Source organism: Providencia sp. R33 (genome assembly GCF_019343475.1).
Lineage (GTDB): Bacteria > Pseudomonadota > Gammaproteobacteria > Enterobacterales > Enterobacteriaceae > Providencia.
Genome location: NZ_CP072453.1, coordinates 2,965,226 through 2,979,833, shown reverse-complemented (window position 1 = coordinate 2,979,833; position 14,608 = coordinate 2,965,226). Strand labels below are relative to the sequence as shown.

At 44.1% G+C, this 14,608-nt stretch carries 12 protein-coding genes; 11 read left to right on the top strand and 1 reads right to left on the bottom strand.

Annotation, left to right across the window (positions count from 1 at the left end; translation table 11 throughout):
- Nucleotides 1-41 precede the first annotated feature (41 nt).
- From livH to J6836_RS13935, 11 genes are all read left to right on the top strand, one after another.
- A complete protein-coding gene (gene livH, locus J6836_RS13985; RefSeq protein ID WP_219244618.1) occupies nucleotides 42-968 on the top strand; it encodes a high-affinity branched-chain amino acid ABC transporter permease LivH in 927 nt (308 codons plus the stop codon).
- Complete coding sequence (locus tag J6836_RS13980) at nucleotides 965-2,236, top strand: high-affinity branched-chain amino acid ABC transporter permease LivM (RefSeq protein WP_219244617.1); 1,272 nt, start codon at nucleotides 965-967, stop codon at nucleotides 2,234-2,236. The genes livH and J6836_RS13980 overlap by 4 nt, the downstream gene beginning before the upstream one ends.
- Nucleotides 2,233-3,012 (top strand): high-affinity branched-chain amino acid ABC transporter ATP-binding protein LivG, encoded by a 780-nt coding sequence (gene livG / locus J6836_RS13975; protein ID WP_219244616.1) that lies wholly within the window; start codon nucleotides 2,233-2,235, stop codon nucleotides 3,010-3,012. The genes J6836_RS13980 and livG overlap by 4 nt, the downstream gene beginning before the upstream one ends.
- Complete coding sequence (livF, locus tag J6836_RS13970; protein ID WP_219244615.1) at nucleotides 3,012-3,713, top strand: high-affinity branched-chain amino acid ABC transporter ATP-binding protein LivF; 702 nt, start codon at nucleotides 3,012-3,014, stop codon at nucleotides 3,711-3,713. The genes livG and livF overlap by 1 nt, the downstream gene beginning before the upstream one ends.
- A gap of 675 nt (nucleotides 3,714-4,388) precedes the next feature.
- Nucleotides 4,389-6,056, top strand: coding sequence for a urocanate hydratase (gene hutU, locus J6836_RS13965; protein WP_219244614.1), 1,668 nt, complete (start codon nucleotides 4,389-4,391; stop codon nucleotides 6,054-6,056).
- Between the two features lie 51 nt (nucleotides 6,057-6,107).
- Nucleotides 6,108-7,292, top strand: coding sequence for a CaiB/BaiF CoA transferase family protein (locus tag J6836_RS13960; RefSeq protein WP_219244613.1), 1,185 nt, complete (start codon nucleotides 6,108-6,110; stop codon nucleotides 7,290-7,292).
- Nucleotides 7,289-8,428 carry an acyl-CoA dehydrogenase family protein gene (locus tag J6836_RS13955; RefSeq protein WP_219244612.1) on the top strand — a complete coding sequence of 380 codons (1,140 nt, stop codon included), beginning with the start codon at nucleotides 7,289-7,291 and terminating at the stop codon, nucleotides 8,426-8,428. The genes J6836_RS13960 and J6836_RS13955 overlap by 4 nt, the downstream gene beginning before the upstream one ends.
- Nucleotides 8,429-8,710: 282 nt before the next feature.
- Entirely contained in the window at nucleotides 8,711-10,150 is a 1,440-nt protein-coding gene (locus tag J6836_RS13950) for a purine-cytosine permease family protein (RefSeq protein WP_219244611.1), read from the top strand.
- 152 nt (nucleotides 10,151-10,302) lie between these two features.
- Entirely contained in the window at nucleotides 10,303-11,058 is a 756-nt protein-coding gene (locus J6836_RS13945) for an electron transfer flavoprotein subunit beta/FixA family protein (RefSeq protein ID WP_219244610.1), read from the top strand.
- 15 nt (nucleotides 11,059-11,073) lie between these two features.
- Nucleotides 11,074-12,024: an electron transfer flavoprotein subunit alpha/FixB family protein gene (locus J6836_RS13940; protein WP_219244609.1), complete on the top strand. Its 951-nt coding sequence runs from the start codon at nucleotides 11,074-11,076 to the stop codon at nucleotides 12,022-12,024.
- Nucleotides 12,025-12,033: 9 nt separating this feature from the next.
- Nucleotides 12,034-13,716 (top strand): electron transfer flavoprotein-ubiquinone oxidoreductase, encoded by a 1,683-nt coding sequence (locus J6836_RS13935; protein ID WP_219244608.1) that lies wholly within the window; start codon nucleotides 12,034-12,036, stop codon nucleotides 13,714-13,716.
- 92 nt (nucleotides 13,717-13,808) lie between these two features.
- On the opposite strand, the gene J6836_RS13930 is transcribed toward J6836_RS13935, so the two are convergent.
- A complete protein-coding gene (locus J6836_RS13930) occupies nucleotides 13,809-14,522 on the bottom strand; it encodes a UTRA domain-containing protein (protein ID WP_219244607.1) in 714 nt (237 codons plus the stop codon).
- Nucleotides 14,523-14,608: the final 86 nt, after the last annotated feature.

The following is a 14,608-nucleotide window of genomic DNA, read 5'->3' as shown; positions in this document are numbered from 1 at the left end:
TCTGTTCTCTATCAGGACAAGCAGTTCGAAAGGAAAGTCTTATGTCAGATCAAATTCTTTATTTTATTCAGCAATTTCTTAATGGATTAACCCTTGGCAGCACCTATGCGCTAATCGCTATTGGTTATACGATGGTATATGGCATCATCGGGATGATTAACTTCGCCCATGGTGAAGTGTATATGATAGGGAGCTACGTCTCTTTTATCGTGATCGCAGGTTTGATGATGTTGGGGATCGATGTTGGTTGGATCCTTGTCGCCGCTGCGTTTATCGCTGCGATTATCGTTTCCAGTGCGTATGGTTGGAGTATTGAGCGCGTTGCTTACCGGCCTGTACGCCATTCTAAACGTTTGATTGCATTAATTTCTGCGATTGGAATGTCCATCTTCTTACAAAACTATGTCAGCCTGTCCCAAGGCTCTCGTGACCTTGCATTACCTAGCTTAATTACGGGTCAGTGGGTATTAGGGGAAAGCGATGGTTTTGAAGCAACAGTAACGAAAATGCAGCTCACTATTTGGGTGGTCACGCTGCTTGCGATGTTGGCATTAACTTTGTTTATTCGCTATTCGAAAATGGGTCGGGCTTGCCGTGCCTGTGCCGAAGACCTCAAAATGGCCAGTTTATTGGGGATCAATACGGATCGCGTTATCTCCTTAACCTTTGTGATCGGTGCTGCAATGGCTGCCGTTGCAGGGGTATTATTGGGGCAATTTTATGGTGTGATCAACCCTTATATCGGTTTTATGGCAGGTATGAAAGCCTTTACTGCCGCGGTGTTAGGGGGGATTGGCAGTATTCCGGGTGCCATGTTAGGCGGCTTGATCCTCGGCGTGGCAGAAGCGATGACTTCTGCTTATTTTAGTACTGAATACAAAGACGTTGTGTCATTTGGTTTATTAATTGGTGTGCTGTTAATCATGCCAACCGGCATTCTGGGACGCCCGGAGGTCGAAAAAGTATGAGAAAAGAAAATTGGATCAATGCCATTGTGGCATCGGCAACCTTCTTTGTTTTAGCCTTATTTATGATGGGCTTACAACTTGCTCTGGATGGTACTAAGCTGGTGGTCACGGTCGGTGATTCTGTTCGTTGGAACTGGATCATCGCGGGGATTGCGATCATTTTTGTTTATCAACTGGTTCGCCCAACATTAAGTAAAGTTTGGCAAGGTATGCCGAAAAAAGCGTGGTCGATCCCTGATTTTGATGGCTCAACAACCAAGCAAAAAATCCTTGCTGTTCTCATCATTATCGCTGCCATTATTTGGCCATTTATTGTTTCACGTGGAAGCGTTGATATTGCTACCTTAACTCTCATCTATGTGATGTTAGGGCTGGGGTTAAACGTAGTTGTGGGTTTATCGGGCTTATTGGTTTTAGGCTATGCAGGCTTTTATGCTATTGGTGCGTATACCTTTGGTCTGCTAAACCATTATTATGGCTTTGGTTTCTGGGAAAGCTTACCGATTGCAGGGCTAACAGCCGCGTTGGCAGGCTTTTTACTCGGGTTCCCTGTTCTAAGGTTAAGGGGGGACTACCTAGCCATTGTGACGCTAGGTTTTGGGGAAATTGTTCGTATTTTATTACTGAATAATACGGAAATTACAGGTGGCCCGAATGGGATCAGCCAACTGCCAAAACCGACATTTTTCGGCCTCGAATTTAGCCGAACAGCAAAAGAAGGTTGGGATACTTTCCATAATTTCTTTGGTTTAGATTACAACCCTGGCGATCGGATCATCTTCCTTTATTTTGTCGCCTTGTTGCTGGTGGTTTTAACCCTATTTGTGATCAATCGATTATTGCGGATGCCACTAGGCCGTGCTTGGGAAGCGTTGCGTGAAGATGAAATTGCATGTCGATCGCTTGGTTTAAGCCCAACGCGCATCAAACTCACTGCATTCACGATCAGTGCTGCGTTTGCGGGGTTTGCAGGAACATTATTTGCTGCAAGACAAGGGTTTATCAGCCCTGAATCATTTACATTTGTTGAGTCAGCATTTGTTTTAGCCATAGTGGTACTTGGGGGAATGGGCTCACAAACCTCCGTTATCTTAGCGGCAATTATCTTAGTTGTATCAAGGGAAATGATGCGTGACCTTAACCAATACAGCATGTTACTGCTCGGTGCATTGATGGTGTTAATGATGATTTGGCGGCCACAAGGCTTGCTACCAATGAAACGCCGTCAAGTTCAGGTGAAAAAAATACCTGAAGGGGAGGGGGTATGAGCCAATTAACGATACCTTTATTACAGGTTAGCGGCTTAACCATGCGTTTTGGTGGTTTACTTGCGGTGAACAATGTCGAGCTCACCATTAACCAAGGGGAAATTGTTTCTCTGATTGGGCCAAATGGTGCAGGAAAAACAACGATTTTTAACTGCTTAACTGGTTTTTATAAACCCACTAGCGGGACGATTTTATATCGTGAAAAGCACCTTGAAGGCTTAACTGGTCAAGATATTGCGCGTCTCGGCGTGATCCGAACATTCCAACATGTGCGGTTATTTAAGGAAATGACCGTTATTGAAAACTTGTTGGTCGCGCAGCATCAACATTTAAAAAATGGTATTTTTTCAGGTCTATTGAAGACGCCAGCGTTTCGCCGCGCAGAGTCTGAAGCGTTAGATAATGCGGTTAAGTGGTTAGAACGCGTGGACTTACTGGCATTTGCCAATCGGCAAGCAGGTAACTTAGCCTACGGGCAGCAACGGCGATTAGAAATTGCGCGCTGTATGGTGACACGCCCTGAAATTTTGATGTTAGATGAACCAGCAGCAGGGCTTAACCCAAAAGAAACCAATGATTTGGATGATTTAATTGCCGAATTACGTACTCATCATAATGTTTCAATCTTACTAATTGAACATGATATGAAGTTGGTGATGGGGATTTCAGACCGTATTTATGTCGTCAATCAGGGCACGCCATTGGCGAACGGCACGCCAAGTGAAATACGCCAACATCCTGATGTAATTAAAGCCTATTTGGGGGAAGCTTACTGATGTTAGAGTTTAAAAAAGTTTCTGCTCATTATGGAAAAATTCAAGCATTACATGAAATTAGCTTAAATATCCAAAAAGGTGAGATTGTCACTCTGATTGGGGCAAATGGGGCAGGCAAAACTACGCTTTTAAGTACGCTTTGCGGCGACCCAAGAGCTTCTGAGGGGCAAGTATTGTACCGCGATGTGGATATCACTCAGCTACCGACCTCAAAAATTATGCGTGAAGATATTGCGCTTGTACCAGAAGGGCGCCGCGTTTTCTCCCGCATGACCGTGGAAGAAAACCTCGCCATGGGCGGTTTTTTTGCCACGCGACAGCAATATCTAGAACGTATTGAGCGGGTGTATAAGCTATTCCCAAGGCTTTATGAACGCCGCACTCAGCGCTCAGGGACGATGTCAGGTGGTGAGCAACAAATGCTAGCAATTGGCCGAGCATTGATGAGCCAGCCTGCACTGCTACTACTGGATGAGCCTTCATTGGGGTTAGCACCAATCATTATCATGCAAATATTTGATACTATTCAGCAATTGCGTGAAGAGGGAATGACCATTTTCCTCGTGGAGCAAAATGCCAACCAAGCGCTTAAATTAGCGGATAGAGGATACGTGCTGGAAAATGGGCATATAGTGCTGGAAGACAGCGGGAAAGCGTTGCTAGCGAATGAGGCAGTGCGCAGCGCTTATCTCGGTGGCTAAAATTTTCGTCATCTTTCGCGCTGTGGCGGTGTTGGCTTCATTCGGCTAATTTGGGTCACATACTTATGTATGCTCCCCAAGCTATCCTCATTTTGCCGCCTAGCCACAACGCGAATGATTTAGAAAATTACGGTAAGTTAGTAAATTACAGTAAGTTAGAAACTGGCTAATCTATTCAATGTTATGTTTAGTTACTCGGGTTATCTGTTGATGCAGGTAGCCCGTTTTTGTTTTTATGTACTGCAATTTAGGCGGCGGTGTAAATTTGGCCTCTATACATTGTTGCAAGGTTCTGTGAAGCGACTCGCAAATCCATTATTTGCTTGTTTCTATACATAAAATTAAATGTATATACAACTTTTCCTCTAGAAACAGAGAGCTACTTATTGTTGTATAACTCCCCCTTCCTTCTGACCTCCACTCTTCGTATAAAATTTCAAAATTAAATGTATATACTTTGTGAAGTAAATGTATATATATTTAAAAGCAAGAGAAATGGCTTCAGTGAATAAATAGCTTTGAGCAAGTTGGTGAATCATTAATTAATTGATTTTCAATTGATTAATCGACTTAAAATAAAAGTGTGCAGTCACTAACAAAGTACCTCACAGATTATTATCACCAAAAGTTGTTAATTTAGCGTTAATTAAAAAATGGATGATAGGGGATACAACCATGTTAAACCGTACTGACTCAACACGTGTGATCCGTGCACCTCGTGGCAGCGAAAAAACCTGCAAAAGTTGGCTGACTGAAGCCGTTTACCGCATGCTCCAAAACAACCTCGATCCTGAAGTGGCTGAACACCCGCAAAGCCTTGTGGTGTACGGTGGTATCGGTCGTGCAGCCCGTGATTGGGAATGTTACGACAAAATTTTAGAGGTGCTGAAAACACTGGAAGACGACCAAACGCTGTTAGTTCAGTCAGGTAAACCAGTTGGTGTATTCCCAACCCATGCTGATGCACCCCGTGTTTTAATTGCTAACTCCAATATCGTGCCACACTGGGCAAATTGGGATCACTTCAATGAGCTAGATCGCAAAGGCTTGATGATGTACGGCCAAATGACGGCGGGATCGTGGATTTACATTGGTTCCCAAGGGATCGTCCAAGGTACCTACGAAACTTTCGTTTCACTGGCAAAACAACATTTTAATGGCAAGGCCGCTGGGCGTTGGATCTTAACTGGTGGTTTAGGCGGGATGGGCGGCGCGCAGCCATTAGCAGCGACAATGGCTGGGTTTAGCATGATTGCTGTTGAGTGCGATGAAAGCCGTATCGATTTCCGCTTAAGAACACGCTATGTCGATAAAAAAGCGACTTCCCTTGATGAAGCGCTGCAATACATTGAAGAAGCCAAAGTTTCAGGCAAGCCTGTTTCTGTCGGTCTATTAGGCAATGCAGCGGATGTATATAGCGAGTTAGTGAAACGCAATATCACACCTGACTCAGTCACCGACCAAACCAGCGCTCACGACCCTGTACACGGCTATTTACCACAAGGTTGGACATTAAGCCAATGGCGTGAAAAACAAGAGACTGCACCAGCTGAAGTGACCAGCGCTGCGAAAAAAAGCATGGCCGTGCAAGTGGATGCGATGTTAACCATGCAAAAACGTGGATCAGCAGCATTTGATTACGGTAATAACATTCGCCAAATGGCAAAAGATGAAGGAGTGGCAAATGCCTTTGATTTCCCAGGCTTTGTTCCTGCTTATATCCGCCCTCTATTTTGTGAAGGTATCGGCCCATTCCGTTGGGTAGCCTTGTCTGGTGATCCTGAAGATATCTACAAAACAGACCAAAAGGTCAAAGAATTACTGCCTGACGATAAGCACTTACATAACTGGCTCGATATGGCGCGTGAGCGAATTGCATTCCAAGGCCTACCTGCGCGTATTTGTTGGGTAGGTTTAAAAGACCGCGAAAGATTAGGGCGTGCTTTCAATGAGATGGTGAAAAGTGGCGAACTAAAAGGCCCTATCGTGATTGGCCGTGACCACTTAGATTCAGGCTCTGTAGCCAGCCCACACCGTGAAACAGAATCCATGAAGGACGGCTCTGATGCAGTTTCCGACTGGCCATTGCTGAATGCGCTATTAAATACCGCAGGTGGCGCGACATGGGTGAGTTTGCACCACGGCGGCGGCGTTGGCATGGGCTTCTCTCAACACTCGGGTGTTGTGATTGTTTGTGATGGCACTGATGCTGCGGATAAACGCTTAGCGCGTGTTCTGCACAATGACCCTGCGACAGGTGTAATGCGCCATGCGGATGCAGGGTATGACATCGCCATCAATTGTGCGAAAGAGCAAGGTTTGAATTTGCCAATGGTGAAGTAATGTCGTTTGCCGGCTTAGGTCGGCAACTTTCTGGAAAATAAGGAATTCAGTATGAATGCTGCGTCAACTCAGAAAAGACAAGGGCCACTGGCTGGGATCAAAGTGATTGATTTAAGCCGTGTTTTAGCAGGGCCTTATTGCACGGGAATGATGGCTGACCTCGGTGCAGAAGTGATCAAAATTGAAGTGCCAGATCATGGGGATGATAGCCGCCATTTAGGGCCTTTTATTGAGGGTGAAAGTGTTTATTACGGTTTGATCAACAGAGGGAAGCGCAGCATTGAGCTGGATCTGAAAGCTGAAGAAGATCGCGATATTTTGTTCCAGTTGGTCAAAGAAAGTGATGTGGTGGTTGAAAACTTCCGCCCAGGCGTTACCAAACGCCTTGGTATTGATTTTGATAGTTTAAAGCAGCACAACCCGAAACTTATTTATGCAAGCATTTCTGGTTTTGGCCAAGATAGCCCATTAGCGAGCTACCCTGCTTACGACATTGTGGCACAAGCCATGTCAGGGCTGATGAGCGTGACAGGTTTCCCTGAAACGGGCCCAACGCGCAGTGGTGAATCTATTGGTGATGTGTGCGCGGGGATGTTTGCATCTTGGGCGATTAGTAGCGCGTTATTTGCCAGAGAGCGCCATAACGAAGCGGCACAATATATTGATGTTGCGATGGTGGATGTCCTGCTTAGCATGCAATTAACTGGTCTTTCTAACCTGTTTGCACATGATAAAGCACCGAGCTTAGTGGGTAATCGTCACCCTGTATCTACACCGTTTGATACTTACCAAGCCAAAGATGGTTTAGTGGTTATCGCTATTGCGAGTGAAAAGCTGTTTCAACGTTTTTGTGAATGTATGGGTAAAACGCATTTATGCCAAGACTCACGTTTTCAAGATGACCCAAGCCGTACACGTCATCACGGGGAATTAAGGGCTGAAATTGAAGGTTGGACAGCGCAAAAAACGGTGGATGAAGTTTGTGACTTGTTACTAAATGCTGGGGTTCCAGCCTCGCCAATTCATAACCTACAACAAGCGACACAAAGTGAACATGCTCAAGTTCGGCAGGTTCTCATACACCTAAATGATGGTGGTACTCCATTGATTTCTCAGCCAGTCTTTTTTAATGGCAAAAAACCCCATTCAACACGAAGAGCCCCTGTCTTGGGCGAAGCAAATGCACTGTATAAATCGGCAAAAATAACAAGCAAAAATAGGGAGGCCGTACAATGAGTTTTGAAATTAATGAAACAGAACAAGCCATTGTGGATGCAATTGAAAAAGTGTGCCGCGATATTTTGCAGCCCAACGCACAACGTTACGATGAAACGGAAACATTCTGTGCAGAAAGCTTAGCTGCATTAGGTGAAATGGGGGCATGGGGAATTAACCTACCTGAGCAATATGGTGGTTTTGGCCTTGGTAGTATTGCGATGAGTATGATTGTTGAAGCCGTCGCGGCAGCTTGCGCCTCGACATCCTCCTCCTTAACTGCCCACTTTTTAGCCACTGATTCCATTTTGATTGGCGGAACGGAAGAACAAAAAGCCTATTGGTTACCGAAAGCTGCATCCGGTGAGTTATTGGGTGCTTTCGGTTTAACGGAACCCGCTGCGGGTTCGAATCCCGCTGATATGCGCACTGTTGCGACGCGTGAAAATGGTGGCTGGCGTATTCGGGGGAATAAGCACTATATTACTAACGCCAAAGAAGCTGATTTTATTGTGTTATATGCTAAAACGGATGTTGAGGCAGGGGCGCGTGGCATTAGTGCATTTATGATCCCAAAAGGCACTGAAGGTGTGGCATTTTCTCAGCCAGAAAAAACCATGGGGTTACGCGGCAGTACTATTTATGAGTTAGCACTGAACTGCTGGCTACCTGAATCTGCTTTACTCGGTGAAGAAAATAAAGGCTTCCATACTGCAATGGAAGTCTTAGACAAAGGCCGTGTCGAAGTCGCAGCAACATCACTGGGTATTGCCCGTGCGGCGATGGAAAGCACGCTGGGCTGGGTGAAAGAGCGTCAAATTGGCAAAAAACCACTAGCGGCTTACCAAGGAACACAATGGCGTCTTGCAGATATGCATACACAGCTTGAAGCTGCTCGTATGTTGACTTGGCGTGCTGCGGAACTGCGCGATTCAGGTGAACGTTTTAGTTTGCAATCTGCGACAGCAAAACTGTTTGCAGCGGAGTGTGCTGGTTTTGTCACTGATGCTGCACTGCAACTTCATGGGGGATATGGGTATATTCGTGATTTACCCCTTGAGCGGTATGTTCGTGATGCACGTATTTTGCGTATCTTTGAAGGCACGTCAGAAGTTCAAAAAATTATTATTTCGCGTGCTGTACTGGATGCAGTGTAATTTATTGAAATCGTTATTTTACCAAAAGCGGGTAGACGGGACAGGCGGCTACTCGCGAGTCAAGCAACATAGGAAGCACTACCTGACAACAGGATCATGGAATTAAAAACACAACAACAATCAGGTTTAAGAATGTATTTCAATTATAAATTATGGGTGGATAACAGATAAAACATCACCCAATGTAATGTGTAATCACTGTATTCACCATCACGGTTTTTACGAATTCATTACAGTTAATTGGTTCATTCTTTAAGCCAGCCTGCTTAAAGAGGATTTACCATGACAGTTTCAAACGACATCGCAACAGGGCAAAAAGGTCGGCAGGACAATGTCCCGCTTATCGAAGCGCGTTCCATCGATTACATTCCTGAATCTGAACGCCATGGCACCTTATCTAGCCAGTTTACACTTTGGTTTGGTGCTAACTTACAAATTACGGCTATCGTTACTGGGGCGCTCGCGGTTGTGCTAGGGGGCGATGTATTTTGGTCATTGATTGGCTTATTTATTGGTCAGTTATTAGGTGGGGCAGTGATGGCATTGCATGCGGTGCAAGGGCCAAAACTGGGACTACCGCAAATGATTTCAAGCCGTGTGCAGTTTGGTGTTTATGGCGCAGTTATTCCTATCTTATTGGTTTGTATGATGTATGTTGGCTTTTCAGCCAGTGGAACGGTATTAGCAGGCCAAGCTGTTGGGCAATTACTCCATGTGACTGATTGGGTCGGGATCTTAATTTTTGGTGCGGTAATTATCGGGATCACTATCTGTGGTTATCGGATCATTCACATTTTAGGTAAGGTCGCGAGCGTTGTGGGTGTTATTGCGTTCTTTTATCTATTTTTCCGTCTGTTTTACATGAATGATGTCTCCGTATTAATGGAAAATCGCCATTTTGATTGGACACATTTCTTATTAGCCATGTCACTCTCAGCATCTTGGCAAATTGCTTTTGGCCCTTATGTTGCTGACTACTCTCGTTATTTACCAACTAAAACACCAACCATTAAAGCCTTTCTAGCGGTGGGATCAGGGACGGTCATTGGTACTCAAGCGTCAATGATTTTAGGGGTGTTTGCAGCGGCCTTAGCGGGGAATAAATTTGCAGGCAACGAAGTTTCCTACATAGTGGGATTGGGAAGCACAGGCCTAATTGCTGCGTTGTTATATATCACAATTTTCTTCGGGAAAGTGACCATCACGGCGTTAAATGCGTATGGTAGCTTTATGTCGATGGCGGCAATTGTTTGTGGGTTTAGAGGGAAAAACACCATTACGAGAGGGCAGAGACTGTTCTTCATCATTTTAATGGTGAGTTTCTCAACCTTATTAGGGTTAGCTGGCCAACATTCGTTCTTAAAATTATTCTCCGCTTTCTTACTGTTTCTACTGGCATTTTTCACACCATGGAGCGCAATCAATCTTGTTGATTACTATTGGGTGACCAAAGGTCGTTACGATGTCCCTGAACTGGCAAACCCAAATGGTCGCTATGGTCGCTGGAATAAAGTGGGTATCTTCACTTACATCATCGGCGTATTGATCCAATTGCCATTTATTTCAACAGGTTTCTACACTGGCCCGTTAGTTGAACACCTTGGTGGCGTCGATGTTTCATGGATAGTGGGCTTAGTCGCGACCAGTATTATTTATTATATCGCTATCAAAAAATGGCCAATGTCTGTTGCTGATAGGCTGATATTACCAACCACTAAATAACCAAATGTACTATTTGATTTAATTAATAAAAGAATACATTGAGCTAGCCAATAGCAGTGAAGCTTTCACTGCTAAGGCTTCCCTCAACCTAAAAACGATTCAAACCACCTTAATAAAAGCCAATCGTTAATAGAATTGGGATAGGAGTTGCTATGAAAATTTTAGTCGCAGTGAAGCGAGTGATTGACCATAACGTTAAAGTACGCGTAAAAGCCGATGGCTCGGGAGTTGAGCTCACTAACGTCAAAATGGCGATGAACCCTTTTGATGAAATTGCGGTTGAGGAGGCTGTACGCTTAAAAGAAGCGGGTAAAGCGACTGAAGTTATTGCCGTTTCCATTGGTGATATCAGTTATCAAGAAACCTTACGTAGTGCAATGGCGATTGGTGCTGACCGAGCCATTTTAATTCAGCGTCCAACTGAGTTAGTTTTAGAATCACTCGACATAGCGCGTTTATTACAGCAAGTGGTAGCAAATGAGCAACCTGATTTAATTCTATTAGGCAAACAAGCGATTGATGATGACTGTAACCAAACAGGGCAAATGTTGTCAGCATTATTAGATTGTGGGCAAGCAACGTTTGCATCACAAATTATTGTCGAAGGTAACGCATTGCAAGTCACCCGTGAGATTGATGGTGGTTTGGAAACACTGGAGATGGCGCTCCCTGCGGTTGTGACAACCGATTTACGTCTCAACGAACCCCGTTATGCAACTTTGCCGAACATCATGAAAGCAAAGAAAAAACCTTTAGATATTATCGATATTGCGGATATGAACTTCTCTCCTTTGGGGCAAACCAAAACTATCAAGGTGTCTGAACCGAAAAAACGGGTAGGGCAATGCACTTTACTCAATGATGCAGCGGCGTTAGTGAGTACCTTACAAGCAAAAGAAGTGATTTAACCAAGGGGAATGACAATGAGCCAATCATCAGTTTTAGTTATTGTTGAGCATGATAACCAAACAATAAAATCATCAACTTTTCATAGTGTTACGGCTGCGCTGGATATTCTTTCTGCGGGTGGGCAACTGCATTTACTGGTTGTGGGCGATAACGCTGAAAACGTGGTGAAACAAGCGGCAAGCTTAAAAGGTGCGAATAAAGTATTAACGATTCAATCTGATGTTCTAAAAGACCAACTGGCTGAGCCCATGACCAGCGCCATTGTGTCTGTTGCGCAAAATTACAGCCATTTGCTATTCCCTGCGACGACCTTTGGTAAGAATATTGCCCCGCGCGTTGCTGCAAAACTAGGTATCGCACAAATTTCTGATATTACACAAGTCATTGATGCACAGAATTTTATTCGACCTATTTATGCAGGAAATGCATTGGCAACGGTGCAAAATAACGGGCAGCAAGTGGTCATCACCGTACGCAGTTCGGCATTTAGCGGTGCTTTAGAGACACAAGATAACGCAGAAATTGAACACATCATACCAAATGAACTGGTTCAACGAACTCAACTGAAAAGCCAGTCACTGACACAAGTTAGCCGCGCTGAATTGAGCTCAGCAAAAGTTGTGATTTCAGGGGGCAGAGGGCTAAGTTCAGGGGAAAATTTTGCGTTGTTAGAAACCATTGCAGACAAACTGGGTGCCGCAGTTGGTGCATCCCGTGCGGCGGTAGATGCAGGGTATGTTCCTAATGATTATCAGGTGGGGCAAACTGGGAAAATTGTCGCACCAGATTTATACATTGCTGTCGGGATTTCTGGTGCAATTCAACATATTGCAGGCATGAAAGAGAGTAAGGTGATCGTTGCCATAAATAGCGATCCTGAAGCGCCGATCTTCCAAGTGGCAGATTACGGGATTGTCGGCGATCTGTTTGAGATCTTACCTGAATTTGATAAGGCGCTTGCGTAAGAGGTGCATATGGCTATCGACAGTATTGAAAATATAAACGAGGCTCCCGAGCGGGAATCGATGGAATTTGATGTCCTGATTGTCGGTGGCGGGCCTGCGGGGCTATCAACAGCTATTCGTTTGAAGCAGCTTTCAGCTGAGCAAGGCACGGAACTATCTGTCTGCTTGATAGATAAAGGTGCGGAAATCGGTGCTCATATTTTATCTGGTGCAGTGATAGACCCGCGGGCATTAAATGAATTACTCCCTGATTGGCAAGATAAAATTTCGACGCCGTTAACTCCCGTCAGTCAGGATAGTTTTTTATGGTTAAAAGAAAATGGCTCAAGCCAATTACCGTTACCACTATTACCTAATTGCTTAAAAAATAATGGAAACTTAATTGGTAGTCTAGGGCAAGTGAGTGCAGCTTTGGCCGTTGAAGCCGAGGCTTTGGGGGTAGATGTTTTCTCTGGTTTTGCGGCAACACAGGTGCTTTTTAATAATGCGGGCCAAGTCATCGGCGTAACAACGGGTGATATGGGGTTAGATAAATCGGGTAACCCAACGGCGATGTACCAACCCGGTATGAACCTGTTGGCTAAAATGACCTTTTTTGCCGAGGGCTGTCGTGGTCAATTAGGTAAGCAGCTGATAAAACACTTTGATTTAGACTCAAATAGTAGCAAACAAAGCTATGGTTTAGGGATCAAAGAAATTTGGCAAATTCCAAAAGAGCAACATCAAGAAGGGTTAGTCATCCACTCTGTAGGTTGGCCGTTAGATAACCAAACTTACGGTGGCGGGTTTGCCTATCACTATGGTGAGAATTTAGTTGCGGTAGGTCTAGTTGTTGGTTTGAATTATGAAAACCCATATTTATCACCGTTTGAAGAGTTTCAACGTTTAAAGACCCATCCAGCTTTTAGTACCTTCTTATCTGGGGGAGAAAGGCTTAGTTACGGCGCAAGAACCATGGTTGCAGGGGGGTTATCGGCACTCCCTGAATTGAGTTTTCCGGGTGGTGCGCTAATTGGTGATGATGCTGGTTTTCTCAATGGTGCAAGGATTAAAGGAACGCATTGTGCGGTGAAAAGTGGGGCATTGGCTGCAGATGCTTTTTTCGCGTGCTTTAAAAATCAATCGATTGATTTTACTGAATTTACTTTGAAATATCGTCAGAAATTTGAACAGAGCTGGTTGTATCAAGAACTTTATCAGGCCCGTAACTTCAAACCCTATATGAAAAAAGGGTTAGTGATGGGCTCAATGTTATTTGGTGCAGAGCAATTGTTGTTAAAAGGCCGTAGCCCATGGACATTAAAGATCAAACAGGCGGATCACGAAAGGTTGAAAGAAGCTAAAAACTTCAAGCCAATAATCTACCCTAAGCCTGATGGGAAATTGACCTTTGATCGGCCTTCTTCTGTGTTTTTATCGAATACCAACCATGAAGAAGAGCAACCTTGTCATCTTAAATTGGCAGATATAACAGTACCAATTCAAATTAATTTAACGAAATACGCTGCACCAGAAACACGTTATTGCCCTGCTGGGGTATATGAAATTATTGGTGAGCAGCACCAAGAGAAATTACAGATTAATGCGCAAAATTGCCTGCACTGTAAGGCTTGTGACATTAAAGATCCGCTGCAAAATATTACTTGGACCGCACCTCAAGGGGGAGAAGGGCCAATCTATCAGGGGATGTAAAAACAAATTTGTTGTGATGTAGATGTGCTTGATGTCTTTTTATATTTATCAGTCGCTTTGGGGCAATTTTGCCCCATTTTTTTATCTTTGCATTAATTCTCAATACGTGAATGTAATTTTAATTTGTATCGAGAGCCAGCGGTGACCATATTAACGTAGCTAATTAGCGTATTTCCAGTCCATGTTCGACGTCTAAGTTGCAGGCAAGGTGAATTTTCTTTAATCGATAATGATTGTGCGATTGACTTGGTGGCTAATGCAGCTTCGATGGTATGTTCCATTTCACTTACAGGAAAATGACGTTGTAAATAGCCACTGGGTGTTTCTGTATCCCCATATTTTTGTTTAACAAATTCGGGAACGATAGCATGGTTAACGTAGCGTTCTTCCAACATAAGTGGGATATCATTTTCAAAATGCAGCACTTTACAGTAACCCACCTCACTTCCCTCACTAATCCCAAGTTGTAGGGCAATTTCTGCTGATGCGGGGATGACTTTTAATTGTAATTGGTGCCCGCTGTATTTGTTGCCACTAAGGGATATTTCATCAAAAATATCAAATGCTTTAGTGACAGGAAGTTCGTGTTTTTGCGTCGCGACAAAAGTGCCTTTCCCTGCAATGCGATTCAAAATTCCTTTTTGACTCAATTCAGAAATAGCTTTGTTTACTGTCATACGACTGACATTAAACTGCGCACATAGCTCAAGCTCTGTGGGAATTTGTGTTTCGGGTTTAAAAACACCCAAATCAATGCTGCGTAAAATGTAAGACTGAATTTGCTTATAAGCAGGTTGTGATGTCATCGCTTTTATTCAAAATTGTCGTTAAAGGAAGGCCACAGTAAAACGGTTTTATTGCCACAGTTAATGTATAGACTTTTTGGTGATTG

Coding starts and splice junctions, on each gene's coding strand:
- J6836_RS13960 (WP_219244613.1), top strand. CDS start 6,108: ATGAATGCTGCGTCAACTCAGAAAAGACAAGGGCCACTGGCTGGGATC.
- J6836_RS13955 (WP_219244612.1), top strand. CDS start 7,289: ATGAGTTTTGAAATTAATGAAACAGAACAAGCCATTGTGGATGCAATT.
- J6836_RS13980 (WP_219244617.1), top strand. CDS start 965: ATGAGAAAAGAAAATTGGATCAATGCCATTGTGGCATCGGCAACCTTC.
- J6836_RS13930 (WP_219244607.1), bottom strand. CDS start 14,522: ATGACATCACAACCTGCTTATAAGCAAATTCAGTCTTACATTTTACGC.
- J6836_RS13945 (WP_219244610.1), top strand. CDS start 10,303: ATGAAAATTTTAGTCGCAGTGAAGCGAGTGATTGACCATAACGTTAAA.
- livG (WP_219244616.1), top strand. CDS start 2,233: ATGAGCCAATTAACGATACCTTTATTACAGGTTAGCGGCTTAACCATG.
- J6836_RS13940 (WP_219244609.1), top strand. CDS start 11,074: ATGAGCCAATCATCAGTTTTAGTTATTGTTGAGCATGATAACCAAACA.
- J6836_RS13935 (WP_219244608.1), top strand. CDS start 12,034: ATGGCTATCGACAGTATTGAAAATATAAACGAGGCTCCCGAGCGGGAA.
- J6836_RS13950 (WP_219244611.1), top strand. CDS start 8,711: ATGACAGTTTCAAACGACATCGCAACAGGGCAAAAAGGTCGGCAGGAC.
- livH (WP_219244618.1), top strand. CDS start 42: ATGTCAGATCAAATTCTTTATTTTATTCAGCAATTTCTTAATGGATTA.
- livF (WP_219244615.1), top strand. CDS start 3,012: ATGTTAGAGTTTAAAAAAGTTTCTGCTCATTATGGAAAAATTCAAGCA.
- hutU (WP_219244614.1), top strand. CDS start 4,389: ATGTTAAACCGTACTGACTCAACACGTGTGATCCGTGCACCTCGTGGC.